The 24281-nt window shown below is 65.0% G+C and carries 24 protein-coding genes and 1 riboswitch; of the genes, 12 read left to right on the top strand and 12 right to left on the bottom strand.

All coding sequences use genetic code 11. The features are described from left to right. Positions 1-145 precede the first annotated feature (145 nt). The 6 genes from PEM_RS01500 to PEM_RS01475 all read left to right on the top strand — a co-directional run bounded on the left by PEM_RS01500 (position 146) and on the right by PEM_RS01475 (position 8490). Positions 146-2485, top strand: a complete 2340-nt coding sequence (locus PEM_RS01500; protein ID WP_111128389.1) for an autotransporter outer membrane beta-barrel domain-containing protein — start codon at positions 146-148, stop codon at positions 2483-2485. Between the two features lie 415 nt (positions 2486-2900). Continuing rightward, complete coding sequence (locus tag PEM_RS20425) at positions 2901-5552, top strand: autotransporter outer membrane beta-barrel domain-containing protein (RefSeq protein WP_240431579.1); 2652 nt, start codon at positions 2901-2903, stop codon at positions 5550-5552. Between the two features lie 655 nt (positions 5553-6207). Further along, positions 6208-6621, top strand: a complete 414-nt coding sequence (locus PEM_RS01490) for a hypothetical protein (protein WP_111174759.1) — start codon at positions 6208-6210, stop codon at positions 6619-6621. A 117-nt stretch (positions 6622-6738) separates the two neighbouring features. Continuing rightward, complete coding sequence (locus PEM_RS01485; RefSeq protein ID WP_162911569.1) at positions 6739-7131, top strand: DUF805 domain-containing protein; 393 nt, start codon at positions 6739-6741, stop codon at positions 7129-7131. Between the two features lie 448 nt (positions 7132-7579). Then, complete coding sequence (locus tag PEM_RS01480) at positions 7580-7990, top strand: hypothetical protein (protein ID WP_111128394.1); 411 nt, start codon at positions 7580-7582, stop codon at positions 7988-7990. Between the two features lie 128 nt (positions 7991-8118). Beyond that, complete coding sequence (locus tag PEM_RS01475) at positions 8119-8490, top strand: DUF805 domain-containing protein (RefSeq protein ID WP_111128396.1); 372 nt, start codon at positions 8119-8121, stop codon at positions 8488-8490. Positions 8491-8682: 192 nt separating this feature from the next. Here PEM_RS01475 and thiL read toward each other — a convergent pair whose 3' ends face one another. The 5 genes from thiL to PEM_RS01450 all read right to left on the bottom strand — a co-directional run bounded on the left by thiL (position 8683) and on the right by PEM_RS01450 (position 12604). Then, positions 8683-9645 (bottom strand): thiamine-phosphate kinase, encoded by a 963-nt coding sequence (gene thiL, locus PEM_RS01470; protein ID WP_111128398.1) that lies wholly within the window; start codon positions 9643-9645, stop codon positions 8683-8685. 120 nt (positions 9646-9765) lie between these two features. Continuing rightward, positions 9766-10245, bottom strand: a complete 480-nt coding sequence (gene nusB / locus PEM_RS01465; RefSeq protein ID WP_005415268.1) for a transcription antitermination factor NusB — start codon at positions 10243-10245, stop codon at positions 9766-9768. After that, on the bottom strand, positions 10242-10709 hold the full coding sequence (ribH, locus tag PEM_RS01460) for a 6,7-dimethyl-8-ribityllumazine synthase (RefSeq protein ID WP_005415267.1): 468 nt from the start codon (positions 10707-10709) through the stop codon (positions 10242-10244). The genes nusB and ribH overlap by 4 nt, the downstream gene beginning before the upstream one ends. A gap of 171 nt (positions 10710-10880) precedes the next feature. After that, a complete protein-coding gene (gene ribB, locus PEM_RS01455) occupies positions 10881-11981 on the bottom strand; it encodes a 3,4-dihydroxy-2-butanone-4-phosphate synthase (RefSeq protein WP_005415266.1) in 1101 nt (366 codons plus the stop codon). After that, positions 11978-12604: a riboflavin synthase gene (locus PEM_RS01450; RefSeq protein ID WP_111128400.1), complete on the bottom strand. Its 627-nt coding sequence runs from the start codon at positions 12602-12604 to the stop codon at positions 11978-11980. The genes ribB and PEM_RS01450 overlap by 4 nt, the downstream gene beginning before the upstream one ends. Positions 12605-12678: 74 nt before the next feature. Continuing rightward, positions 12679-12824: riboswitch (FMN riboswitch) on the bottom strand. 293 nt (positions 12825-13117) lie between these two features. Here PEM_RS01450 and PEM_RS01445 point away from each other — a divergent pair. Next, a complete protein-coding gene (locus tag PEM_RS01445) occupies positions 13118-13738 on the top strand; it encodes a hypothetical protein (RefSeq protein WP_005415264.1) in 621 nt (206 codons plus the stop codon). A gap of 150 nt (positions 13739-13888) precedes the next feature. Then, the gene (locus tag PEM_RS01440; RefSeq protein ID WP_111128402.1) at positions 13889-14773 is read left to right on the top strand and encodes a hypothetical protein; all 885 of its coding nucleotides are present in this window, start codon (positions 13889-13891) and stop codon (positions 14771-14773) included. Positions 14774-14817: 44 nt separating this feature from the next. On the opposite strand, the gene PEM_RS01435 is transcribed toward PEM_RS01440, so the two are convergent. Next, the gene (locus PEM_RS01435; RefSeq protein WP_240431578.1) at positions 14818-16008 is read right to left on the bottom strand and encodes a hypothetical protein; all 1191 of its coding nucleotides are present in this window, start codon (positions 16006-16008) and stop codon (positions 14818-14820) included. A 93-nt stretch (positions 16009-16101) separates the two neighbouring features. Between PEM_RS01435 and PEM_RS01430 the strand changes: the two genes are divergently transcribed. The 4 genes from PEM_RS01430 to PEM_RS01415 all read left to right on the top strand — a co-directional run bounded on the left by PEM_RS01430 (position 16102) and on the right by PEM_RS01415 (position 19426). Beyond that, positions 16102-16749: a hypothetical protein gene (locus PEM_RS01430; protein WP_111128406.1), complete on the top strand. Its 648-nt coding sequence runs from the start codon at positions 16102-16104 to the stop codon at positions 16747-16749. Between the two features lie 12 nt (positions 16750-16761). Next, positions 16762-17724, top strand: coding sequence for a hypothetical protein (locus PEM_RS01425; RefSeq protein ID WP_069139489.1), 963 nt, complete (start codon positions 16762-16764; stop codon positions 17722-17724). A gap of 154 nt (positions 17725-17878) precedes the next feature. Further along, positions 17879-18739, top strand: a complete 861-nt coding sequence (locus PEM_RS01420; RefSeq protein ID WP_111128408.1) for a hypothetical protein — start codon at positions 17879-17881, stop codon at positions 18737-18739. Positions 18740-18925: 186 nt separating this feature from the next. After that, on the top strand, positions 18926-19426 hold the full coding sequence (locus tag PEM_RS01415; RefSeq protein ID WP_005415258.1) for a hypothetical protein: 501 nt from the start codon (positions 18926-18928) through the stop codon (positions 19424-19426). Positions 19427-19461: 35 nt separating this feature from the next. Here the strand turns inward: PEM_RS01415 and ribD are convergent, their stop codons facing one another. The 6 genes from ribD to PEM_RS01385 form a co-directional block, all read right to left on the bottom strand. Further along, entirely contained in the window at positions 19462-20547 is a 1086-nt protein-coding gene (gene ribD, locus PEM_RS01410; protein WP_111128410.1) for a bifunctional diaminohydroxyphosphoribosylaminopyrimidine deaminase/5-amino-6-(5-phosphoribosylamino)uracil reductase RibD, read from the bottom strand. Positions 20548-20625: 78 nt separating this feature from the next. Further along, positions 20626-21147, bottom strand: coding sequence for a transcriptional regulator NrdR (nrdR, locus tag PEM_RS01405; RefSeq protein ID WP_005415256.1), 522 nt, complete (start codon positions 21145-21147; stop codon positions 20626-20628). A 145-nt stretch (positions 21148-21292) separates the two neighbouring features. Then, a complete protein-coding gene (locus PEM_RS01400; RefSeq protein ID WP_065178780.1) occupies positions 21293-21742 on the bottom strand; it encodes a hypothetical protein in 450 nt (149 codons plus the stop codon). A 27-nt stretch (positions 21743-21769) separates the two neighbouring features. Then, positions 21770-22189, bottom strand: a complete 420-nt coding sequence (locus PEM_RS01395; RefSeq protein WP_005415252.1) for a hypothetical protein — start codon at positions 22187-22189, stop codon at positions 21770-21772. Positions 22190-22255: 66 nt separating this feature from the next. Continuing rightward, positions 22256-23509, bottom strand: a complete 1254-nt coding sequence (gene glyA / locus PEM_RS01390; protein WP_005415251.1) for a serine hydroxymethyltransferase — start codon at positions 23507-23509, stop codon at positions 22256-22258. Between the two features lie 186 nt (positions 23510-23695). Further along, a complete protein-coding gene (locus PEM_RS01385) occupies positions 23696-24175 on the bottom strand; it encodes an RcnB family protein (protein WP_095378073.1) in 480 nt (159 codons plus the stop codon). Positions 24176-24281: the final 106 nt, after the last annotated feature.

Below are 24281 nucleotides of genomic sequence, written 5' to 3'. Positions count from 1 at the left end.
GCCCGCCCTATCGCAGAGCGACGGGGTGGGCCTCTCCTTTCTCCAGCCTCTCGATAACGCCATGCTCAATCCGAACGCCCTCGTCCTTCCGACGAATCTCCGCTTGCACCCACTAGGTTCTGGCCTGTTGCTGGCGTTACTTGCCATGCATAGCAACGCGGCATTCTCCCGTGAACTGGTCGGTGAGTCCGCACTTGTCTCCGCCGGAGACCCCGTAGAGACCTGGACGCTGTACGCAGGCTCAAGCCTGCACGTACAGAACGCGGAAGCGCTCGGCATCGAGGCATTCGATGACAGCGTGGTCGAACTTGATGGTGCCACGATCAGCGATCCTTCCTCCTGGGAACCAGGCTCCGTGCTGCTGGGCGACACCTCGTCATTGACCGCACGCGACTCAACCTTCCGCGGCAAGGGCCTGATCGTGGCGGGCTCCGCCTCTGTGCACCTGACCGGCAGCCGCATCCTGGTGACACGCAGCGAAGGCCTGGACCCTTCCGCGATACAGTCCATCGGTGTGGATCTGAGTTCGGCAGTCCTCCAGGCTGTCGATGGCGTCGCGGTCATTGATTCAACCCTCATCCAGGTCGATGACGGAGGATCTACACCTTGGGACAATCAGGACGGTCTCGGGTTGCGCTTGGGTCATGGCCGGACTTCGATCCGGAATGGTTCCCGCATCGAGGCGGCCAACGTCGGCGCGCTGCTCTACGGTGACGATTACGCTACAGCTCCGGTGCGACTGACAGTCGACGCCTCGACGCTGAGCTCCGGCCGGGGGCCTGCCATACGGGTTGCCACGATGGGCGCACAGGATCGCTTCGAGATCACCCTCGCAAACGGCACACGTGTTCACGCAGGAAACGGGACGCTGCTACAGGTGGCTGCATATCGTCCTGGCAACCCGGGTCCTGCATCGATCAGGTTTGCCGTGGATGATTCGCGCGTGGCCGGCGACATTGTTCTGGACACGGCAGGTGTCAGCCATGGCGGACTGGATGTTCGCTTGCGCAACAAGGCACAGATCGATGGCCGCTTTATCAACGTCACCTCGGCCAGCATCGAAAGCGGCAGCACCTGGCTGATGACCGGCGGCAGCAACGTCGGCCACCTCGCCCTGGGCAGCACCGGCACCGTGGCGCTGGGCAACGGCAGCACGTTCAACACGCTCAGCATGGATACCTTCGATGGCGCTGGCGGCACCCTGCTGTTCAACACCCAACTGGGCGACGATGCCTCGGCCACCGACAAGCTGATCATCAAGGGCGATGCCAACGGCCAGGCCAACGTGCGCGTGCTCAATGCCGGCGGCGCAGGCGCCAAGACCGACAAGGGCATCGAGCTGATCCGCGTCGGCGGTGCGTCCAACGCGCAGTTCGACCTGCAGGGCCGCGCGGTGGGCGGGCAGTACGAGTACTTCCTGTTCAAGGACGCCACCAACGGCGACTGGTACCTGCGCTCGGATCCGTGTGATGCCGACCCCGCACTACCGCAGTGCCAACCGGTTGATCCTGTTGATCCTGTTGAACCGGTAGACCCGGTCGATCCCATTGACCCAGTCGACCCCACACCGGTGCTGCGCCCGGAAGCCGGCGCCTACCTAGCCAACCAGTTCGCGATGGATCAGCTGCTGCGCCACGGCTGGCGCGACCGCCAGGGCGGCAACACCTCTGCCGTTGAGGGCGTGCGTGGCTGGGCGCGTGTGGATGCCACGCAGAGCAAGCTGTCGGCAGTGGAAGACCAGCTGGACCTGCGCGTGGACCGCTCGCGCCTGCAGCTGGGCGCGGACATCGGCGTGTTCGACAACGGCCAGGGCCGCGTGGGCCTGATGGGCACGCTGGCCAAGTCCGATGTCACCTCGCGTTCGCGGCTGACCGGCTACAGCGCACGCGGCAAGGTCAACGGTGGCGCGCTGGGCGTGTATGGCAACTGGAGCAGCGATGCGCTGTATGTGGATGCCAGCGTGCAGCGCGGCCAGTTCCGCAACCGCGTGCAGGGCGAAGGACTGGCCGAGGAACGCTACGACTCGGATATCTGGCAGAGCTCGCTGGAAGCCGGCTACCGCTTCGGCATCGGCCAGATCGGCCGCACCGCGCTGAGCCTGCAGCCGGAGCTGCAGCTGGTCTATACCGACGCCAACACCGACCGCCACGAGGAAGCCAACGGCACCGTGGTGCGCAGTTTGGGCGACAGTGGACTTTCTGGCCGCATGGGCCTGCGCCTGCAGGGCGAAGGCCGCAGTGCAGCCGGCGCGTCGGTCAGCCCGTATGTGGTGGCCAACTGGTACCGCGACGGCGCCAGCAACGGCATGGCGTTTGATGATGAAACGCTGAGGGCCAGCGTGCCGCGCAACCGCTACGAGTTGAACGCCGGTGCGCGCGTGGACTTCCGTTCCGGGTTGAGTGCGTGGGGGGGCTTCGGCGTGATGCGCGGTGACCACGGCTACCGCGAAGCGACGGCAAATCTGAGCATGTCGTACAACTGGTGATGTAATTGAAAGGACGGCGCCGGATGTTTCCGGCGCCGTGCTGCTTTCTGTAGAGCCGAGCCATGCTCGGCTGCGCTGCATCCCGGCTTATCCAATCGTCCCCATTTAACGAGATGGCCCGGCATGGAGCCAACGCACAGGTCCGTGCCGGGAATCTCAAACTGCGTGCAGGCTGCCACAGACCCAATAGCGACTGACAGACACTGAACACACGAGGCCAAGTGGTCTGGCGAGAGCTGGCTTTGCAACTATTTGCATGGTCGTTGGGGGGCGGTTTCGCGAGACTGACTTCATTCCAGACAAGTACTGGCGCAAACGACACTGAACCACGCCCTCTTCACGTCGCGTCAACATAATACGCGCATGCGTGAATAGGGATCTTCTGACGTCATGCGGAGTCTCGCGACTTCCAACCATGAAGGACAAGACCATGACCGTTCACTTCCAACCACGCCCTCTGACGCGGCGCACGCTTGTGCAGGGCCTATTGCCTATCCTCATTACCCTTTCCATGTCACCCGTGGCGGCGTTGGCCGGCACGGTTGCGCCGGGCACCTCGCACACCGTCAATGAAGGTGATGCCACTGATAACTGGAGTGTGGAAACAGGTGCCACGCTCACTCTGGCACGGGGGGCAACAAGTGGAAGTGTGACCGCAAGAGGCGCGACACTGATTGCCGATGGTGCAAGCATCGCCGATGGTCTCTGGCTCCAGGATTCCTCCCAGGCCACGCTGGCAAACAGCAGCATCATCGCGACAGGGGGGTTCGATCCGTATGCGGGCGTCATTCGGTCAGGCAGTAGCCTTTCGATGCAGAACATGACGGTTGAGTCGGACTACACAGGCTTCCGCCAGTACGACACGCACGTGGATATGGCCAACAGTACTATCACTGTGGCAACCCGAGCGTTCAGCAAGGAGGGCGGCACGCTCGAACTGCGCAACGTGGATGTGATCGCCCAAGGACGGGGTGGCACGGCCGGCGGCGTGCAGGGAATCCTGCAGATCGGCGGCAACCTCTCCGCCGAGGATCTACGCGTGACGTCTGCCGACATCGGCGTCGAGATCCGTGCGGGTGATGCACAAATGCGTCGATCGACGATCAACAGCGATGGGACAGGACTTCGCATAGGAACCGGACCTGGAAGTGCCCCCGGCGGCGTCATCCAGCTATCCGACAGTACGATCTCCGCCGGGCGTCTGGCGGCAGCGGTGTACGGTGCGACGCTGGAGATATCCAACTCGACCCTTGTTGGAGGCACGTCCTCCAACAGCAGTGCCCTGCAGATCAACAACGCCGCCGCAGCGGTTCGTGGATCATCACTGTCCGGCGCTGAGGAAGGCGTCGCTGTTATCGCTGCATCATCGGACAGCACCCTGCAGTTACAAGGTTCGTCCGTCAGCGGGGGAACAGGGCCGGGCCTCTTTGCGGGCGGCAATCCTGGAACAACCGCATTCATCGACCTGGCCGATGGTTCACTCGTCACCGGTGCGGTTGCGCTGAACGCGCTTGGCGGCGGCACCGTTGCGCTGACGGCCTCCGAGTCCCATCTCATCGGCAACCTCGTTGCTGAGCAGAGGACGAACGTTTCCGTGCTGCTCGAGAACAACAGTGCATTGGTTGGAGCAGCCAGCAACATCGACGATATCAGGATCAACGATTCCCGCTGGAGAATGACCGGAGACAGCGCGACGGGACGCCTGTCAATGCGCGGCTCGACCATTCTCGAACTGGGCGATGGCAGCACCTTCAACACCTTGACCGTCGATGAGTTCAACGCCGATGGCACATTGGTGGTCTTCAACACGGCGTTGGGCGACGACACCTCGGCGACCGACAAGTTGGTGATTAACGGCGATGCCAACGGTCAAGCCAATGTCCGTGTGCTCAATGCCGGTGGTGTTGGTGCGAAGACCAACCGCGGCATCGAGCTGATCGACATCGGTGGTACATCCAACGCGCAGTTCGACCTGATTGGTCGCGCGGTAGGCGGGCAGTACGAGTATTTCCTGGTGAAGGATGCCAATGGCAACTGGTACCTGCGTTCGCAGGCCGGCGCCGACCCAGACCCATGCGCGGTAGACCCGACACTCCCTGAGTGCACACCCATCGATCCGATTGACCCGATCGATCCCGTCGACCCCACCCCGGTGCTGCGCCCGGAAGCGGGTGCGTACCTGGCCAACCAATTCGCAATGGACCAACTGCTGCGCCACGGCTGGCGCGACCGCCAGGGCGGCAGCACCTCCGCCGTTGAGGGCGTGCGTGGCTGGGCTCGCGTGGATGCCACGCAGAGCAAGCTGTCGGCGGTGGAAGACCAGCTGGACCTGCGCGTGGACCGCTCGCGCCTGCAGCTGGGTGCAGATATCGGCGTGTTCGACAACGGCCAGGGCCGCGTGGGCGTGATGGGTACGCTGGCCAAGTCCGATGCCACCTCGCGTTCGCAGCTGACCGGCTACAGCGCACGCGGCAAGGTCAACGGCGGCGCGCTGGGCGTGTACGGCAACTGGAGCAACGATGCACTGTATGTGGATGCCAGCGTTCAGCGCGGCCAGTTCCGCAACCGCGTGCAGGGCGAAGGCCTGGCCGAGGAACGCTACGACTCGGACATCTGGCAGTCGTCGCTGGAAGCAGGCTACCGTTTCGGCATCGGCCAGATCGGCCGCACCGCGCTGAGCCTGCAGCCGGAACTGCAGTTGGTCTACACCGACGCCAGCACCGATCGCCACGAGGAAACCAACGGCACCGTGGTGCGCAGCCTGGGCGACAGCGGCCTGTCCGGTCGCGTGGGCCTGCGCCTGCAGGGCGAATCCCGCTCGGCAGCGGGTGCCTCGGTCAGCCCGTATGTGGTGGCCAATTGGTACCGCGATGGCGCCAGCAACGGCATGGCGTTCGATGATGAAGCGCTGAAGGCCAGCGTGCCGCGCAACCGCTACGAGCTCAATGCCGGTGCACGTGTGGACTTCCGTTCTGGGCTGAGTGCCTGGGGTGGATTTGGTGTGATGCGCGGTGACCATGGGTACCGCGAAGCCACCGCCAATCTGAGCATGTCGTACCGCTGGTAATGTAGAAACACGCACGGCGCCGGATGATTCCGGCGCCGTACTGCGTTCTGTAGAGCCGGGCCATGCTCGGCCGCTCGTCCGCAGCGCCGAAGGCGTCCATTCTACCGGCGACTGCGGCGAGCAGGTCGCCTCTGGCGGACGACATCGCAGGTCATACGAACCAGTCCATCGTCTATCGCATCGCTACCCCGCGCCATGAGCCTCAGTTGTTGTTCCAGTCCACCTGACAAAGAGCGACCCGCTCCGAGCACGATGGGTGCAATCGACTCGCACACGCGGATCATCAATATGCCCACGCGTCGTCAGAAAGGCGTCATGACGGTTGGATCACTCACCGGGAGTACCTACGACTCAACCACGACGACACCCCCTTGTCGCCTTTGACCTTGAGCGCCTCACATCTGCGCTCCTAGACTCACCATCCACTGGATGCCCGAGCACCGAGTCGAGCGTCGCAGCTGCTTCTGGTCCATCTGACCACGCCAGCTTAGGCCCTTCCTCCCAGCCGTTGATAACTCATATGAAATGCGCGACCCGTCTTCTGCTGCTCCTGGCTATTGGCCTTCTTGCGGCATGTGATGCTCTCCCACATGCGCGGGGCTACACATATCCGAATGACCGCTACCTGGAGGAGAACGTAGCGAAGTGGAACAGCATGGTCGAAACGATCAATACGTGGAACGACGGCCCATGGGCAGATGAATTCTATGGTGCGATCAATAATGGGGATGACCTCTCAAAGTTTCAGTATCGACTACAGGTGGCGCACAAGAATGCCGTCGAGCGGCGAGCAGCTGCAGAACGCATGACACATCGCTCTGAGGCAGCGGATCTGCACCGGCATCTCCTCATATCACTGCAAAGCGTCGAAGACATGTTCTCCATCATGGTGGCCCTGGCAGAGCTTCCAGATGGCTACACCCCTGAGCAATCCGCATCGCTTCTGGCTCGCTTGGAACCCGCCATCGAGCGCATGGATACAGACCTCCAGAGGCTGAGTGACGCCCAAGACGCCTTTGCGAAATCAGAGCAGATCCAGCTCACGACGCGAGATCCCACCCATCACTAGGGCCGATTCGTCAATCGACGGGGCGGCGTTGAAGAGCGATCAATCTGCAACTTGTTGTATCGCATGCTCCGGACAAGGCCGGTACGCTCGGCGACCGGCCCATCATCCATCTTCAACATGATCAGTCTTGCACTACGCCCCTTTCGTCTTTTCGCCTGTTTCAAAGGGCGATCATCAAGACGCGAGTTCTGGCTGTTCTCGCTCCTGCAGGTCATGGTGAGCCTACTGATCGTCGGTATCGCCGCATACGCCTCCCGCCGATTTCCACCTGATGTCCTTGGGGAGGGCATGCGATTGAGCGATCTGTTTGCGTACATCTGGTTTGGCTACATCATGCTCAGCCTTGTCCCGTTCTACGCGCTCGTCGCTCGTAGATTTCGAGATCTGGGGCAGTCTGGCTGGATGTGCCTTACGTTCATGGTCCCTGCAGTTGGACCCGCCTTTGTACTGCTGCAGATGCTTCGCCCTGGTCAGGAGGGCGATAACGTCTATGGACCTGCGCCACGCTAGATCCAATTTCGCATTTTGTAGATGCCGAGCACGCGGCTGCACGTGATAAGCCGAGCATCGGCTCGGCACTACAAATGATGTCGCGATCTGCATGCATTGACGGCTTTCGCCAGAGCGCTGCGAACATTCGTATTTTTTCTACTTTCCAATTTTTCTCATTGGCAGCATTGGCGCTGCGTGCAAATGATGGACCGCCACCGACAACGGGTGGCACGGGCTTCCAATCCCGTCTGGTTAATGTCGTTTACGCTTGCCTGCCGGCGTCGCCCTTTCCTTGTTGGGTGGCGTCGGCAGGCATTCTGTCCGCGCATCTATGGCGGGCGGTGCGTGGGGGCCTCGTGCCCGCCGGCGTTTGACGACGTTAGCCACCGGTATTGGAACCACGCACCGTCCGCCACCCTCGCTGTTAAGCAGGGTGGCCCCTTGCCGCTTGCACAAGGACGCCGCCATGACCGCTTCCCCTTACCCGCACCTGTTCGCCACCCTGGGCGAGGCCGCCACGCGCCTGCCCGATGACCTCGCCCGCACGCTGGAAGACACCTTCGTTGCGCTGCAGACCGGTAACAGCGCTGGCACCATCACCCTGCAGGCCTGCCTGCAGTACATCCGCCAGGGCGATGCCGCCGATGGCCAGCCGTGGCCCGGCAACAACCGTACACCCGGGCAGCGCCTGGCCTTGGCGCGCATCGATCGCGCCAATGCGGGGCTGAGTTTCCTGCTGGAACTGCTGCACGCCACCGAACGCGTACGCGTGGACGGTGATATCGATCAGCAGATGGGTGATGGCGCGCGCGAGGGCCTGCTGCTGGCGTGTCGCGGGCTGGCCGAGTATGTGGATGTGCAGTTGCGGGCAGCGTGAGCAGCTCGCGTCCTGAACTGCGGAGGAGCGCCCAGTTCAGTCGCCTGCCACTGGCGATTGCAATGATTCCGATGGCTCATCGTCACGGCAGCACCAATAGTGCGCACTTCTTTCCAGGGAGTGTATCGATGCACAAGATGATGGTTCCGCTCACCCGCTATGCGCAGTTCACTGGCCGCGCAAGCCGCAGCGAATTCTGGTGGTTCCAGTTGTTCATCATGATCATTTCGATCCCGCTGTATCTGCTGAGCTTCTACGCCGGCTACAGCGGTTCGCAGGGCTTGGCGCTGGTCGCCACCGGCCTGGGCGTCGTGATGTGGCTGGCATTCGTGTTGCCGTCCATCGCGGCCACCATCCGCCGCCTGCACGATACCGATCGTTCGGGCTGGTGGTTGTTGCTGGGGTTCGTGCCGTTCGTCAGCCTGGTGCTGCTGGTGTTCCTGCTGCTGCCCGGCACGCCGGGTGGCAACCGCTTCGGTGCGCCGGTTCCGCACGTGTAACCAGCCCGCGTTGGTAGGTGTCGACCTTGGTCGGCACGGTGTTGCCACCGGCGGCTGACACGTTCGTGCCAACCCAGGTTGGCACCTACCAGAGCAACATCGATGTGCTTCACTTGGGGTCAGATCCCTTTGCGGCGCAAAGGGATCTGACCCCACCCCGAAGGTTGACCCAGCAGGGCAGTACCGCTGCGGCTACGCGAAGTGCTGGTAACCGCCGCCGGCGGCTTCGCCGTCCACGTGCACGCCCTGCCCTTCGGCAATACGGCCGATGCGGGTGAGCGGCACGTCCAGCGATTCGGCCAGGTAGTGCAGCGCGTCGCGCTGGTCGGCGGCGGCGGTAAAGCACAGCTCGTAGTCGTCGCCACCGCGCAGTGCGCAGTCGCGTGCGGCCTCACGACCGAGCAGTTCCCGCAGTGCGTGCGAGATCGGCAGCAAATCGGCATCCACGTGCGCGGCCAGGTTGCTACGCGTGGCGATATGACCGAGGTCGGCCAGCAGGCCGTCAGACACATCCACCGCCGCGTGCGCGAAGGCCCGCAGGCGCAGGCCGAGGGTCACGCGCGGCGTCGGCCGCAGCAGGCGCAGGCGCAGGCTTTCGTAGTCGGCCAGCAGCGTGGCGGTGGCGATGCTCAACGCACCTTGTTGCCACAGGCGCAGCGCACCGGCGGCATCGCCGAGCGTGCCACTGACCCAAATGTCATCGCCTGCCTGTGCGCGGTCGCGCCGCAGGGCTTGGCCGCGCCCGACCTGGCCCATCGCGGTCACCGACAGCGACAGCGGACCGAGCGTGGTGTCGCCACCGATCAGCGCGATGTCGTGCTGGTCGGCCAGGGCGAAGAAGCCATCGGCAAAGGCCTCGATCCAATCTTCAGATGCTTCCGGCAGCGACAGTGCCAGCGTGCACCACGCCGGGCGCGCGCCCATCGCGGCGAGGTCTGACAGATTGACCGCCAGGGTCTTCCAGCCGATGTCGAAGGCAGGCGTCTCAACCGGGAAGTGCACGCCGCTGTTGAGCGTATCGGCGGTGACCACCAGCTGTTCGTTGGCACGCGGCTGCAGCAACGCGGCGTCGTCACCGATGCCGAGCAGGATGTCGTCGCGCTCGAGGGTGCGGGCGCGGATGCGGTCGATGAGGGCGAATTCGGCCAGGGACATGGGGCGTTCCCGCTGTTGTACGAGCCGCGCAAGGCGCGGTGGGCGGTAGTGCCGGCCGCTGGCCGGCAACCTCAGGATCCCTGCAGCTGCCGGCCAGCGGCCGGCACTACCACAGGCGGGTCAGTGACCCGATTCGACCTTGCGCCATTCCACGGCGGCACGATCCAGCACGCCGTTGACGTAGGTATGGCCATGTTCGGAACCGAAGCGCTTGGCCGATTCGATGGCCTCGTTGATCACCACGCGGTACGGCACGTCCAGGCGGTAGCGAAGCTCGTAGGCAGCCAGGCGCAGCACCGCGCGTTCGATCGCATCCACTTCCTCGATGCCACGGTCCAGGTACGGGCCGAGCGCTTCGTCGATGTCGCGACGGTTGTCGAGCACGCCGTGCACCAGCGCCTCGAAGTACGCCAGGTCGGCGATTTCGCGGGCCTGCTCGTGGGCGAACTGGGCGATCAGCGACTGCGCGTTGCCGCCGGAGATCTGCCAGGCGTAGATGGCCTGCACGGCACGACGACGGGCGCGCGAGCGCAGCACCGGATCGACGCCATCGCGGCGGACGGGTTTACCGGAGGGCTTGCCCTGGGTGTTCTTGTTCATGGCAGTTGCTCCAGCAGATTGACCATTTCCAGTGCGGCGAGTGCGACTTCCTCGCCCTTGTTGCCGTGGCTGCCGCCTGCGCGGGCCTCGGCGTCTTCAACGCGTTCCACCGCCAGCACGCCGTTCAGCACCGGCACGCCGAAATCCAACTGCACGCGCATCAGGCCTTCGGCGCAGCGGTCGGCCACGTGTTCGTAGTGGCGGGTGTCGCCACGGATCACGCAGCCCAGGGTGAGGATGGCGGCGTGTTCATGCGCGGCGGCCAGGCGTGCAGCCACCAGCGGCAGTTCCCAGGCACCCGGCACGCGGATCACGTCGATGTTGGCTTCGGTGATGCCGTTGCCGGCCAGGCTCAGGCGGGCGCCTGCGACCAGCGCGTCGGTGATGCGGGCGTTCCAGCGGCTGGCCAGGATGGCGAAGCGCGCCGACTCGGGAGTGCGAAGATCGCCTTCGTAGTGGCTCATATGCGGCTTGGGGGACTCGATAAGGGGGTAATTCTAGCGTGGATGGGCCCCGGCCGTGGCTGGCGGGGGCCTGCAGGGTGTGCCGACCAACGGTCGGCCCCCACCGGTAGTGCCGGCCGCTGGCCGGCAATCCCGGGGATGCGGTTGCCGGCCAGCGGCCGGCACTACTCATTACAGGGTCACCGTCTCCACCACTTCCAGGCCGTACCCGGCCAGGCCGATCTGGCGGCGCGGGGTGCCCAGCACGCGCAGCTTGCCCAGGCCCAGGTCGGACAGGATCTGTGCGCCGGCACCGTTGCGGCGCCACTGGCCCACGTCCTTGTCCTTGCCCGGCACCACCGGCGCCGGCTGCTGGCGCAGGCGGGCCAGCAGGGCTTCGCCATCGCGCGGGGCCGACAGCACCACCATCACGCCTGCGCCCTCGGCATCGATTGCACGCAGGGCGTCGGTGGCCGCCACGCCGAAGTCGTCACGGCGCCAGTGCAGCAGGTCGGCCAGCGGGTTTTCCACCTGCACGCGCACCAGGGTCGGTGTTTCCGCATCCGGCGTGCCGCGCACCAGGGCGAAATGCAGGTCGTGGGCGATGCGGTCGCGGTAGGTCACCAGCTTGAACGGGCCGAATTCGGTGTCGATGTCGCGCTCGTCCACACGTTCAACAGTCTTTTCGGTGGCCAGGCGGTAGGCGATCAGGTCGGCGATGGAGCCCATCTTCAGGCCGTGCTCGCGGGCGAACACTTCCAGTTCCGGGCGGCGCGCCATGCTGCCATCCGGGTTCAGGATCTCCACCAGCACGCCGGCCGGTTCCAGCCCGGCCAGCATGGCCAGGTCGACGCCGGCTTCGGTATGGCCGGCGCGGGTCAGCACGCCGCCCGGCTGGGCGATCAGCGGGAAGATGTGGCCCGGCTGGTGCAGGTCCGACGGCTTGGCGTTGGGCTTCACTGCGGTGCGGATGGTGTGGGCGCGGTCGTGAGCCGAGATGCCGGTGGTAACGCCCTCGGCGGCCTCGATGCTGACCGTGAAGTTGGTCTGGAACTGCGCGGTATTGGCCTGCACCATCGGCGCCAGGCCGAGGTCGGCGGCGCGGGTGCGGGTCAGCGGCAGGCACACCAGGCCACGGCCATGGGTGACCATGAAGTTGATGTCCGACGGCTTGACCAGCTCGGCGGCCATGATCAGGTCGCCTTCGTTCTCTCGGTCTTCGTCATCGACGATGACCACCATGCGGCCCAGGCGGATGTCTTCCAGGATTTCCGGAATCGGGGCGAAATTCATGCGGCATCTCCGTGTGGGTGCTGACCGTTGGTCGGCACACTGATCAACCGCTCCACATAACGGGCGACCAGATCGATTTCCAGATTGACCGGACTGCCCACGCCCGTGGCGGAGAAGGCGGTGTTGGCCACGGTGTGCGGAATGAGGGCGACTTCAAAGCCTTCATCGTCCACTTCGTTGACGGTGAGGCTGACGCCGTCCACGCAGATCGAACCCTTCCTGGCGATGTAGCGGCGCAGCGAGGCCGGCGCGGCGAAGCGCCAGCGCTGGGCACGTGCATCTTCATGGATGGACAGCACCTGGCCGAGGCCGTCGACGTGGCCGCTGACCAGATGGCCGCCCAGGCGGTCGGTCGGGCGCATGGCCCGTTCCAGGTTGATGACCGCACCCTCGCCCAGCTGGCCCAGCGTGGTCAGGCCCAGAGTCTCGGTGGAGGCGTCGGCCTGGAAGCTGCGGGCGTCGAACGCGATGACGGTGAGGCAGACGCCGTTGATGGCAATGCTCTCGCCCATCTGCACGTTGTCGAACGGCAGATTCCCGACATTGAAGGTGAAGCGGACATCGCCGCCGATGGATTCGCGTGCGGCCAGACGGCCGACGCCTTCGATGATTCCAGTAAACAAGTAACGTTCTCCGCGAAAAGTGAGCGAAAAACGCCGCAAGGCAAACAGGTGCACGCAGGGCAAGAGCCCTGTGGCACCGTCTTCTTTCATCCGGACTATGACCGTCGGCTCCGGCATTGGACCGGATCTGCTGACCCCCGGCCGTGGGCCGGGGCGCTCGCGGGCTCGTGCTTGCGCACCTACCGCCGGTGGGGAATTGCACCCCGCCCTGAAGACGTTTGTGTACCGGCGAACCGGCCCGCGCAGTGTACCAGCCCGTGCTGAACGGGGTCGGATCCCTTTCCGCAGGAAAGGGCTCTGACCCCATGGACCGGTGGCGCAGCAGCACTGGGGTCAGGGCCGTTTCCCGATGGCAAACGGATCCAATCCCCAACCCCGGTCCGCCCCAGCCTGTGACGGCCGTCTCTCGCATTTTGTAAAACTTTCATTAAAATCCGCAGCGGACGACATGAGGTCGCCACGGGCAGCCGCGAGGGCAGGCCCGCCAATGGACTGAAACTCACAGGAATTCCCATGCGCAAGATCCTGATCGTGGCCGCCCTGCTGGCCGCCGCCCCGTTCTCGGCTTCGGCCGAGGCCCTGAGCTACACCTACGTTGAAGGCGGCTGGACCCAGGTCCAGGTTGACGACAACCTGCTGGACGACCCGAAGGTCGACGGTGGCTACCTGCGCGGTTCGGTCGCGCTGGCCGAGCAGGTCTACGTGTTCGGTGGCTGGTCGCGCACCAGCAAGACCCGCCACTACGGCGAAGATTCGCTGAAGCTGGAACTGAACCAGCCGGAGCTGGGTATCGGCTACCACATGCCGTGGACCGACCGCCTGGACTTCACCGCCGATGCCGCCTGGGTGCGCCAGAACGCCGAATCGACCCTGCGTTATGACGGTGTGCGTTACCACGGCAAGGACCACACCAACCTGGGCCGCGTCACCATGGGCATCCGCGGCAAGCCGTCGCGCATGACCGAAGCCTGGGCCAAGGCCGGCTACATGGATGGCGGCAACAACTACAAGGGCACCTGGGTCGGCACTGTTGGCGGCCAGATCAACTTCACCAAGACCTGGGGTCTGGTGGGCGAGATCTCCGGCTACCGCGACGTCACCCAGTACTCGGCCGGCGTCCGCGCCAGCTTCTGATCCAACGGTCGCTCCTCGTCGTGCGATCGAACGGGCCCCGCAAGGGGCCCGTTTTTTTTGCCCCGCGCGTCGGCACGTGATCACAGGGCGCCGTCGGGCCTGCGCAAAGATGCGCTAGGCTTGCGCGCCTCTGGAACAGGAAACACCGTCATGAAGACCCCCTTGCGTACCCTGCTGGCCAGCGCCCTGCTGGCTGCCCCGCTGCTGGCCAGCGCCGCCCCGGCCACACTGACGCCCGAACAGGCCTTCGATCTGTATGCCCGCGTCCTGCTGGAAGACGACGCCGCCGCGACCCGCACCCTCAACGATGCGCTGAAGCCCGCCTTCGACGGCCAGGACGCGGTAACCCCGAACCCGGGCGCATTGGCCAAGGCGCTGGCCGAACCGTGGCAGGTCGTGCTTGCCAGCACCGGCGCCAAGGCCGACGCGGCCACCAGCGAGGCGATGTATGTCAAGGCCCTGCGTGACTCGAAGTGCCGTGCCAGCAAGAGCGTGATTGAAGACAACGAGTACGTGGACGACCAGAAGCTGGCGCGCATCACCTTCAGCTGCCAGGTGCCCGACCTGGGCAAGGTACGTCCGCTGTTCGCCGCCAGCCTTGCCGCCGACGCCCGCCCGGCCTCGCGCAAGCAGTTCACCGACGCCTACACCCAGGCGCTGCAGAGCGGCGCGCGCGTGCCGGTCAGCGGCACCTTCACCCTGTACCCGGCCAAGGACAACGGCTACTGGTACAGCGGCAACTTCGATGATCTGGTGGGCACCGTGACCGGGGCGCTGGCACCGTTCGAGGAATGGATGCAGGACGTGCAGGCGGCCAGCGCACCGAAGGTGACCGGCGTACCCGGCTGCGACCTGCTGCTGCAGCAGCACCGCAGCTGCGTGGCGAAGATCGCACCCGACCAGATCAGCGGCGTGGATGCGATGGCCGAGGAACTGAAGGCCAAGGCACAGGTGAAGTCGGCCGATGAGATGACGCAGGAGTGCAAGGCACTGCGCCCGATCGCCGAGATGATGTGGACGGACGAGTGCACATGAGCACGATGTAGCGCCGGGGCGTGCCCAGCGATTCCCTGCGGTCCTCAGCCGTCGTCATCATCGTCCGGATGTTCACCGAACTCCGGACGGTTCTGCTGGTATTCGCAGCCGTGCAGGGTCTTGCCGGGCGCCCACGCGCGTACGATGCGCGCGCGATCTTCCAGCCAGCCATCGGCCGCCGTGTCGGTGTCGTGGAAGCCGACGTAGGCGACGTCGTCCCAGCCGTCGTAGGGAGGAAGATCCCAGTCTTCAGCCAGGGCCTGCGCGATGTCTCCATCGAGCTCGGCATAGAGGGTCTGACCGAGCTTCACGAAACGCGAAACGGGCTTGCCGGCGATCATCAGCGGCGACGGCGGCGCCCACCAGGAATAGCCCTCTTCGTCCTCCCCAGTCTTCCAATCCCTGAAGCGCGGGTCAGCCGTGTGGGCTGACATGCCCACCGCCCAACCCGCCGTATAGGCGCGGAGCGCATCGGCCCTGCAGCTCAGCACATCGTCCAGCTCTGCAGCGACATCAATGCCTGGCGCGAACATGGTATCTGGCTCTTTGCCACGCCTGCGCAGCTGCGACATCCGGTCGCCATAGCGATCCTCGCAACCTATCAGCACGGCACCGGTATGGCTGGAGATACGCGATGCAGTCAGCGAGCGCACCTGGAAACCGAAGGCTCCCCTGTTTCGAAGTGAAAGCTCCCGAACGTGGATATGAGGGGCGACCGTTTCACTCAATGGCCGCGTCTGCAACTGACTCGAAATCTCGTCCAGCGATACACCGTCGATGATCGCCATCACCGTTTCGGAAAGCACTGCAATGCGCTGCGTCGGATGGCCGAACACCGTGATTGACGACGGTAGAACGACTTCGCGCAGGGACGCGTTGGGCTGCTCGGCGACGACCCACGAATCGAACGGATGCGCAACCTCGTCGCCCAGCGCGACCGCCCACAGGTGGCGCGACAACGGTTTCTGCACCGAAGCAGGAGCCCGGCACTCAATGACGGCGGTCAGATCCTGCAGCGCCTGTTCGCTTGTGATGGTACGCACGGCACCGGGCTCATCGCCATCTGCGAATGCGGCAGGTGAAACAACCATCCCAAGCGCAACGAGCGCAGGAAGCATACGGATCCGGAAGGATTGCGCCACGATGGTCACCGCTGTGGGAAACCCAGCACTCTGCATTCGCGTCACGAAGGCAGCTATGAAGAAAGTTTCAAATTCTCCCGAGGTTGCTGCCACAGACAGCAATCCGTAGATTTTCAGAGAAGTTGCATGGACCGATGCATGGAACGCCGCTGATCCTCAGCGAATCTTCCCGCTTCCGCCCACGCCATGTTGAGAGCTCTTTTCGCCCTGCTGCTGTGCGCGCCGCTGGCCGCAGATGCTGCTGCGCTGTCACTGGAAGACACCTTCGATGCCTATGCGCGCGTCATCACCCAGAATGACGAGGACGCCAAGGCCGCCTTGCGCAACAGCCTGCGCACGGCAGGCACGGACGACTACCCGGACATCGGAGACATCGTTGATGCGCTGTATGCCTTCGGAAATCTTGCCGCTGGGTTCGAAGAACCCACGGCCAGTGCCATCACCGCGCGCCGGAAAACCATCCACTGCCGTGCAGTCACGATCGAAGAGGACAGTTCCTCCCGTCGCGGCGTTGTGGACTATCAGTGCACGCTCCCCGATGTTTCTGGCGCCTTTGACGCCTATCGGGAGAATCTGGCTCGCTCACGCGCCGGGGACCCGGATGGCGATGCGTTCAGGGATTTTCTTGGGACCTATGCGAGAACCCTGCGCGACGCGCCTGACACCACGTACATGGCGAGGGCGGAGTTCTCGCGTATTGGCGACAAGGGTCCATGGAGCAGTGCGGACATGCTGTTCCTTGGCGTGAATCTACTGAAGGAGCTGATGCCGTTCTCCGCTTGGAACGAGCGTATTGAAGCTGAGGAAGACACTGATCAGGTCCGGGCAGAATAGAGGGCTTTCGAGATGCTCACCCACTTCCACAGTATCGCGCGCTCGGCCCTGCTTTTCCTGCAGGCCGTGCTGCTCGCGGGCTGCTCACAGGCCTCACAACCGCCAATGGCCGTACCCGGCTCGGTCGTCAGCCTGTCGCCGCCTCCCGGGTTCACCCTCGCCCCCAACTTCTCCGGCTTTGTCAGTGAAGATGGACGAGCCAGTATCCTGATCGCCGAACTGCCCGCCGAGGCCAGCAGCGCAGTCGGAGCACTCTTCGTGGATGAGCCCGCTGCGCGAAACCGCTTTGCCAGCCAGGGCGTCCACGTCGATCGACTGGAATCGCTCAGCATCGAAGGGCGAACGGTTCCCGTAGTCATTGGCAGCCAGGTGGCGCACGGTTACAGCTTCGAGAAGTGGATGGCGCTTTTCCGCGGCTCCCCCACTGTCATGATCACGGTGCAAGCTCCACGCGACCATGCACTGACGCACAGCCAAGCGATGCAGGCCCTTTCCTCGGTAACGATCGGCGCACAGGCCACACGCGAACAGAAGATTGCGGCTTTGCCTTTCACCCTCACGCCGGAGCCGCCGTTCCGGCTGATCGATACGCTCTCAAGCTCGGCAATGCTGCTCACGGCTGGCGAACTGGATACGGATCCCGAAGGCCGCCAACCCTCGGTGATTGTCGCATCCCAGCTTTCTCTCCCGTTTGCCTCGAACGATCTACAGAAGGTGTCCGATCAGCTGATTGCAGGAACTGTCAGGATTCAGGGCGGAACGATTACCTCAAGAAAGGACATGCCGTTCGGTGGTATCACCGGGCATCGGGTTGATGGGATAACACCGGACGGACGCCGCTACCGCCACTATCTCGCCCTCTGGCCGGGTGAGCGATTCGTGCGGTTGGTCGCCATCCTGCCGGCAGACAGTTCCAAGGCAGTGGAAGACGCGGTTGATGCCATGGCCGCTTCGGTCCGATTCCGCGAGCCATGACAACACTGGTGCCGTCCGCCAGGCTCGCGCGATTCCGTAGCGCCGGGTCATGCGCGGCACCTTTCCCAACGCCGCACATTTTCAGACACGTTGCATGGACCCTGCATGAAGTTCCCCTGATCCTCATGGCCGTCCCGGATCGCCCGTGTGCCCCATGCTGAAACCCATCCTCCTGCTGGGAGCGCCGCTCACCGCTGCCGCCGCGCCCCCTGCTGCGCTCTCACTGGAAGAGACCTTCGAGACCTATGTGCAGGTCATCGTTCGCGGCGACACGCCGTCGAAAGAGAAGCTGCGGCACCATCTGCGTGCATTCGCGAACAGCGACAGCATTGATGTGACCGTCAACGCCATCGATGCGCTTCAGCTGCCCAAGGCCGCCTTCAACGGTACGGCAATGGAACCGGTTGCCAGCGCTCTGGAGATGCGGCAGAAGGCCCTGTCCTGCACCATCACTGACATCACCCGGGAGACGGTGCATTCAACGCCACAGGCAGCCGTGGCGTATCGCTGCGCTTTCCCCGACCTCTCGGGCTTCTTTCCGACCTACCGCGACGCGCAGAAGCGACGTGCCGACGTCGGCCGTGATGATCCCGAACACGCCAAGGCCCTCTTCGTGGCATTCGCCAACGCCCTGCGCGACGCGCCGGATCGCTCGCATGAGGGCAGCGCCGTGTTCCTGCAGGCCCGAGGCAAAGGTCACTGGATGCCCCTCGACCTGCCGTCGCTGGGTAACACGCTGCTGCAGCAGGTACTGCCCTTCGACGCATGGAACACGCGGATCGCAGCGGAATCCGTACCTGTGGTTACCAGCATTCCCACCTGCGACCTGATGATGGCCGACCAGCTGAGGTTCTTTGCCCGGCATCACCCGCAGAGTCCCTTTCTGAGCAACGGCGTACTGCAACGCAATCTGCTCAAGCGCGTGGAGGGAATGAGCGATGCGGAGGCGACGCGCGACTGCCAGATCGTCCATGAGCGCAACCGGGAGCTGTGGAACAGCGAGAAGACCGACTGAGGTCGGGGCGTCATGATCCGGCATCTGGTGATCCCGCTGCTGGGCCTGCCGCTCTGGGATGCGCCGCGCCGGGCATCGAGCGTCAAGCGCGTATCGAAACACTGTTCCAGCACTGGGCCATCGAGCTGTGCGATCTCACATAGCATCCTCCTGGTGTGACGTGCTGGCCGGATAGGGCGGCGAAACGTGCAGCTCATCCGTGCCCGGCGCATCGTCACCGACGATCAGGGCGACTGCATTTTCAGAACCGTTGCATGGCCGTGCGCACACTGCGTGATCAATGCTGTTGTCCTCTTCCACGAGGGCAACAGCATGAAACACCGCACAACCTCGACCACGGCCCTGCTTGTCGCGCTGATGGCGTGCTGGCACGCCGAAGCGTCCAGACCCAGGACCTTCTTCGTGCAACCTTCGGTTGCGTTCGAGTCGACCCAGCTGCGCGACCGCGACATCGACGCGCAACTGAGCGAGAACGACGATTGCCGGGCGTTCCTGCAGTACCACGATCAGTGCGCACCGTCGGTACTGCCGGACGAGTACGACCAGGGCATCAGCCGGCGCAGGCTGCGGTGGAAGTCGACGCAACTGACGGGAGAAGCACTCGGTGCCTACTGCCGTGACCTGCATCTGCTGTGGAAGCAGCAATGGAAAGAGCAGTGCCCCGCCCACGAGGACGAGGGCACCTGACAGCGCCGGAACGGGGCCAGTGCCCCGCCATTGACTCACGGGCGCAACAGCAGCCGGATGTCCTCGCCGACCTGGCGCTGGTCAACCACGCGCAGGCGACGCTGCTGGTCCATGGCATCGATGCCGAGGCCGGCCAGCAGCGGGCGTCCGTTGTCGCCCAGCAACGTGGGCGCCTGGTACAGCAGCAGTTCGTCCACCCAGCCAGCGCGCAGCAGCGCACCGGCCAGCGTCGCGCCGGCTTCGGTATGCACTTCGTTGATGCCACGCTCGGCCAGCAGCGCCAGCACCGCACCCAGGTCCAACCGCCCCTCTGCGCTGGGCACGCTGGCAAATTCGGCGTCGGCCGCATCCGGTGCGCTCACCGCCGCATCGTGCAGGTACAGCGTCGGCGCACCGCCCTCGCGCACACGGCTGCATTCGAGCGAACGCAGGCGCGAATCGAGCACCACGCGCAGTGGCGGCATCACTTCGGCACCGGCCAGGCGCACGGTCAACATCGGGTCGTCGGCCAGCACGGTATCGGCGCCAGTCAGGATCGCACCGGCGCGAGCGCGCCAGTGCTGCACGTCCTCGCGCGCAGCCGGCCCGGTGATCCACTTGGAGCTGCCGTCGGCCATCGCGGTGCGGCCATCGAGGCTGGCGGCCAGCTTCACCCGCAGCCACGGGCGGTTGCGCTCCACGCGTGACAGGAAGCCCTTGTTGAGCTCGCGCGCCGGCGCCGCCATCAGTCCTTCGGCAACCTCGATACCTGCATTGCGCAGCAGATCGAAGCCACCGCCATCAACCTTCGGGAAGGGATCGCGCATCGCCGCCACCACGCGCGTCACGCCCGCTTCGATCAGCGCCAGTGCGCACGGCGGCGTGCGCCCGTAGTGGGCGCAGGGCTCCAGGGTGACATAAGCGGTGGCACCGCGGGCCTCGCTGCCGGCTTCGCGCAGTGCGAATACTTCAGCGTGCGGCCCCCCTGCGCGCTGGTGCCAGCCCTGCCCGACCACGCGTTCGCCGTGGGCGATCACGCAGCCGACCATCGGGTTGGGCCGGGTGGTATAGGCAGCGCGCTCGGCCAGACGCAGCGCGTTGGCCATGTGCAGGTGGTCGAGGACGGAGAACGATGGTGTCATGCGACCATGGTAACGCTGCCGGTGTTGATCCATGCCATCGGTGCCAATCCAGGTTGGCCCCCACCCAGGCAGAGGCGGTCAGCCCTTCTTCTTCTTGGTCAGGGCGATCACATCGCCCAGCAGCTGCAGCTGTTCGGTGCTGGACGGCAGGTCGCGCTCGAGCTTCTCGATCTCCTCGCGGAAATCGGCCACGTCCTCGAAGCTGCGGTACACCGAAGCGAAGCGCACGTAGCCCACGTGGTCGAGCTTGCGCAGTTCGTTCATGACGAACTCGCCAACCTTGATCGAGGGCACTTCGCGCTCGCCGCTGATGCGCAGCTGGTGCACCACCGCACGTACCGCCGCTTCGATCTTGTCTTCGGGCACCGCGCGCTTCTGCAGCGCGCGGTCGAACCCCGCGCGGACCTTGCGCTGGTCGAACGCTTCGCGGGTGCCATCGCTCTTGACGATGGCCGGCAGCTTCAGCTCGACCGTTTCCAGAGTGCTGAAGCGCTCGCCGCAGGCTTCGCATTCCCGCCGACGGCGAATCGTCGCGCCGTCTTCAGAGACGCGCGAGTCGATGACCCGGGTATCGGCATGTTGGCAGAAGGGGCAATGCATGGAACGCCTGGCTCAGGGAGCAATTGCCACGATCATGGCAGCGTCGCAAAGGTACCTGAGAAAGGGCGCCGCAGCAAATGCTGCCTGCGCGGAAGCGCCTGCATTCTGGCCACCCGAGGTGTGCGGCGAGTTCGTGATGTCCGGCTCAACCCGGTGCGGGCGGCGGCGATGCCACGCGTGACCAGCGCAGCCACGCCAGGTGCCCGGCCATCACCAACAGCGGTGGGCCAAAGCCGAGGAAGGCCAATGTCGAGATCTCCCCGTGCTTGAAGGTGAAGTACAACGCGGCGGCGATCACGCCCAACGCAGCCAGCACGCCCAGCGCCAGGCCGGCCCAGGCGGCAACCGGTGATTGGCGCAGGCCGGCAACACCGCGCCACAGGAACAGCCCGCTCAGCCACAACCACGACAGCAGGCCGATGATTCCCGCCGACGACCACAGCAGCAACAGCGTGTGCTCGTCGCCCGTCAGGTACTTGCCGTCCCATACGACCATCAGCCCCAGCACGGCACCCGTACCGCCTGCTGCCACTGTGGGCAGGCCCACCAGCAGGCCGGCAATGGCCATCCCGCGCTTGTGCAGGCGCTCATCCATGCGTTCGATGTCCTTCCATGGGCCACGTCATGCGCGGCGCTTGATCCACACCAGCACCGCCGCCGGCACCAGCATCGATGGGCCCAACAGCAACAGGGCGATGCCTTCGGCGTGGACCGTGATGCTCCACCACAGCGCCAGCCCCAGCGGGGGCACAGCGGCAAGACCGCCGGCCAGCAGCATCCACCACCAGAGGCGATGCACCTGCAGCCCGGCACGCCCCTGCAGCAGATACCCGGCGCTGAGCCACAACCAGGCCAGGCAGCCGGCAATGCCGGCCAGGCCCCACAGCGGCATCACCGTCACCGCGGCCAGCGTGCCATGGCCGAACTGGCCCAGCCCCGTCAGCAGCAGCATCGTCGCCGCGACACCGCCCACTGCCAGGCTGGGCAGGCCAAATGCCACCGCCAGGACGGCATACAGGTACTTGAGGCGGCGCTCATCCATGCGCGGGATTCCTGGTGACGGGGTCAGAGCCCTTCCCTGCGGGAAGGGATCCGACCCCGGCGGCGATCAGCCGTAAACCGGGTACTTGCGGCACTGCGCGCTGACGGCATCACGCACGCGGGCGATGACGGCATCATCGTTCGGCGCGTCCAGCACGTCGGCGATCCAGTTGGCCAGGTCCACGCAGTCCTGCTCGACGTAGCCACGGGTGGTCACGGCCGGGGTGCCCAGGCGCAGGCCCGAGGTCACGAACGGAGAACGCGGATCGTTCGGCACCGAGTTCTTGTTGACGGTGATGTGAGCCTTGCCCAGCGCAGCTTCCGCATCCTTGCCGGACACGTCCTTGCCGATCATGTCGACCAGCATCAGGTGGTTCTGGGTGCCACCGGAAACGATCTTGTAGCCGCGCGAGATCAGCGTGTTGGCCATCGCCTGGGCGTTCTTCACCACCTGCTGCTGGTAGGCCTTGAAGCCCGGTTCCAGCGCTTCCTTGAAGGCCACGGCCTTGCCGGCGATGACGTGCATCAGCGGACCGCCCTGGATGCCCGGGAACACGATCGACTGCAGCTTCTTGACCAGGTCTTCGTCGGCGCCCTTGGCGATGATGATGCCGCCACGCGGGCCGCGCAGGGTCTTGTGGGTGGTGGAGGTAACGACGTGGGCATGCTCCAGCGGGCTCGGGTAGACGCCAGCGGCGACCAGGCCGGCCACGTGGGCCATGTCCACGAACAGGTAGGCACCGACCTTGTCGGCGATGGCGCGGAAGCGCGCCCAGTCGATCACCTGCGAGTACGCCGAGAAGCCGGCGACGACCATCTTCGGCTTGTGCTCCAGGGCCAGGCGCTCGACTTCGTCGTAATCGATCAGGCCCTGGTCGTTGACGCCGTACTGCACGGCGTTGAACAGCTTGCCCGAGGCATTGACCTTGGCACCGTGGGTGAGGTGGCCGCCGTGGGCCAGGCTCATGCCGAGGATGGTGTCACCCGGCTGCAGCAGGGCGAAGTACACGGCCTGGTTGGCCTGCGAGCCGCTGTGCGGCTGCACGTTGGCGTAGTCCGCACCGAACAGCTGCTTGAGGCGGTCGATCGCCAGCTGCTCGGCGATGTCCACGTATTCGCAGCCACCGTAGTAGCGCTTGCCCGGGTAGCCTTCGGCGTACTTGTTGGTCAGCTGGCTGCCCTGGGCTTCCATCACCGCCGGGCTGGTGTAGTTCTCGCTGGCGATCAGCTCGACGTGGTCTTCCTGGCGCTGGGTCTCAGCGGCAATGGCCTTGGCCAGTTCGGGATCGTAGGTTTCGATGCGGACGTCACGCGGGAACATCGGGTACTCCAGCAGGCAGGAAAAGGGGTACGGCTCAGCCCCTGATTGTAGCCCCGCACCGGCCTGCCGGGGCCGAAAAGGCCGGGGCCGGCACTCCCGAAGGAATCCGGCCCCGTATGGTTTCCAGGGATGTTGTGGGATCAGGGCCCTTTCCGTTGGAAAGGGATCCGACCCCGGCCGCGATCCTCAGCGACTGTTGATGATGTAGTCGGCGATGATGCCGGTCGCCACCGCCACCAGCAGCATGTTGCCGCGGTCGTCGCGGATCCAGTGGTGCCCATACGGCGGGCGGCGCAGGTGGTAGCGCGGGTAGTCGTTCACCACATAGATCGGGCCGCGGTAGTAATCGCGGTAGCGGTGGCCGACCTTCCAGCCGTAGCCCGGGCCGTAGGCCGGGCGGTAGACCACGCGCGGCGGCGGCGGGGCCGGGCGGTAGTAGCGGTCGTGGTCGCGGTGCCAGTCGCGGCGGTCGCGCTCCCAGTCGCGGCGTGCCTCGCGGCGGTCGCGTTCCCAGTCACGGCGGTCCTGTCGCCATTCGCGGCGGTCCTCGCGCCACTCGCGGCGGTCATGGCCGCGACGGTGGTCGTTGTCGGCAAAGGCCGGGGCCACCGCGCCGAACGCCAGCACAGAGGCCACGGCGCCGGCCATTACTCGATTGATGCGCATGTCAGACCTCTGCTTGGGTGGTGGTGAGCCCATATTGCGCAACCGATCTGAACCGTTTCCGGCTGGAAACGCTTCCCGCTGCAGGACTGTGACGCAGTATTCAGCC

The organism is Stenotrophomonas sp. Pemsol (genome assembly GCF_003586545.1).
Classification (GTDB): Bacteria; Pseudomonadota; Gammaproteobacteria; order Xanthomonadales; family Xanthomonadaceae; genus Stenotrophomonas; species Stenotrophomonas sepilia.
The sequence above is the reverse complement of the archived record's forward strand: the minus strand, read 5'-3'. Positions and strand labels throughout refer to the sequence as shown.

Excerpts from the sequence above, each read along its gene's own strand:
- PEM_RS01500 (WP_111128389.1), top strand. The coding sequence starts at position 146 with ATGCATAGCAACGCGGCATTCTCCCGTGAACTGGTCGGTGAGTCCGCA.
- PEM_RS20425 (WP_240431579.1), top strand. The coding sequence starts at position 2,901 with ATGAAGGACAAGACCATGACCGTTCACTTCCAACCACGCCCTCTGACG.
- PEM_RS01490 (WP_111174759.1), top strand. The coding sequence starts at position 6,208 with ATGGTCGAAACGATCAATACGTGGAACGACGGCCCATGGGCAGATGAA.
- PEM_RS01485 (WP_162911569.1), top strand. The coding sequence starts at position 6,739 with ATGATCAGTCTTGCACTACGCCCCTTTCGTCTTTTCGCCTGTTTCAAA.
- PEM_RS01480 (WP_111128394.1), top strand. The coding sequence starts at position 7,580 with ATGACCGCTTCCCCTTACCCGCACCTGTTCGCCACCCTGGGCGAGGCC.
- PEM_RS01475 (WP_111128396.1), top strand. The coding sequence starts at position 8,119 with ATGCACAAGATGATGGTTCCGCTCACCCGCTATGCGCAGTTCACTGGC.
- thiL (WP_111128398.1), bottom strand. The coding sequence starts at position 9,645 with ATGTCCCTGGCCGAATTCGCCCTCATCGACCGCATCCGCGCCCGCACC.
- nusB (WP_005415268.1), bottom strand. The coding sequence starts at position 10,245 with ATGAACAAGAACACCCAGGGCAAGCCCTCCGGTAAACCCGTCCGCCGC.
- ribH (WP_005415267.1), bottom strand. The coding sequence starts at position 10,709 with ATGAGCCACTACGAAGGCGATCTTCGCACTCCCGAGTCGGCGCGCTTC.
- ribB (WP_005415266.1), bottom strand. The coding sequence starts at position 11,981 with ATGAATTTCGCCCCGATTCCGGAAATCCTGGAAGACATCCGCCTGGGC.
- PEM_RS01445 (WP_005415264.1), top strand. The coding sequence starts at position 13,118 with ATGCGCAAGATCCTGATCGTGGCCGCCCTGCTGGCCGCCGCCCCGTTC.
- PEM_RS01440 (WP_111128402.1), top strand. The coding sequence starts at position 13,889 with ATGAAGACCCCCTTGCGTACCCTGCTGGCCAGCGCCCTGCTGGCTGCC.
- PEM_RS01430 (WP_111128406.1), top strand. The coding sequence starts at position 16,102 with ATGTTGAGAGCTCTTTTCGCCCTGCTGCTGTGCGCGCCGCTGGCCGCA.
- PEM_RS01425 (WP_069139489.1), top strand. The coding sequence starts at position 16,762 with ATGCTCACCCACTTCCACAGTATCGCGCGCTCGGCCCTGCTTTTCCTG.
- PEM_RS01420 (WP_111128408.1), top strand. The coding sequence starts at position 17,879 with ATGCTGAAACCCATCCTCCTGCTGGGAGCGCCGCTCACCGCTGCCGCC.
- ribD (WP_111128410.1), bottom strand. The coding sequence starts at position 20,547 with ATGACACCATCGTTCTCCGTCCTCGACCACCTGCACATGGCCAACGCG.
- nrdR (WP_005415256.1), bottom strand. The coding sequence starts at position 21,147 with ATGCATTGCCCCTTCTGCCAACATGCCGATACCCGGGTCATCGACTCG.
- PEM_RS01400 (WP_065178780.1), bottom strand. The coding sequence starts at position 21,742 with ATGGATGAGCGCCTGCACAAGCGCGGGATGGCCATTGCCGGCCTGCTG.
- PEM_RS01395 (WP_005415252.1), bottom strand. The coding sequence starts at position 22,189 with ATGGATGAGCGCCGCCTCAAGTACCTGTATGCCGTCCTGGCGGTGGCA.
- glyA (WP_005415251.1), bottom strand. The coding sequence starts at position 23,509 with ATGTTCCCGCGTGACGTCCGCATCGAAACCTACGATCCCGAACTGGCC.
- PEM_RS01385 (WP_095378073.1), bottom strand. The coding sequence starts at position 24,175 with ATGCGCATCAATCGAGTAATGGCCGGCGCCGTGGCCTCTGTGCTGGCG.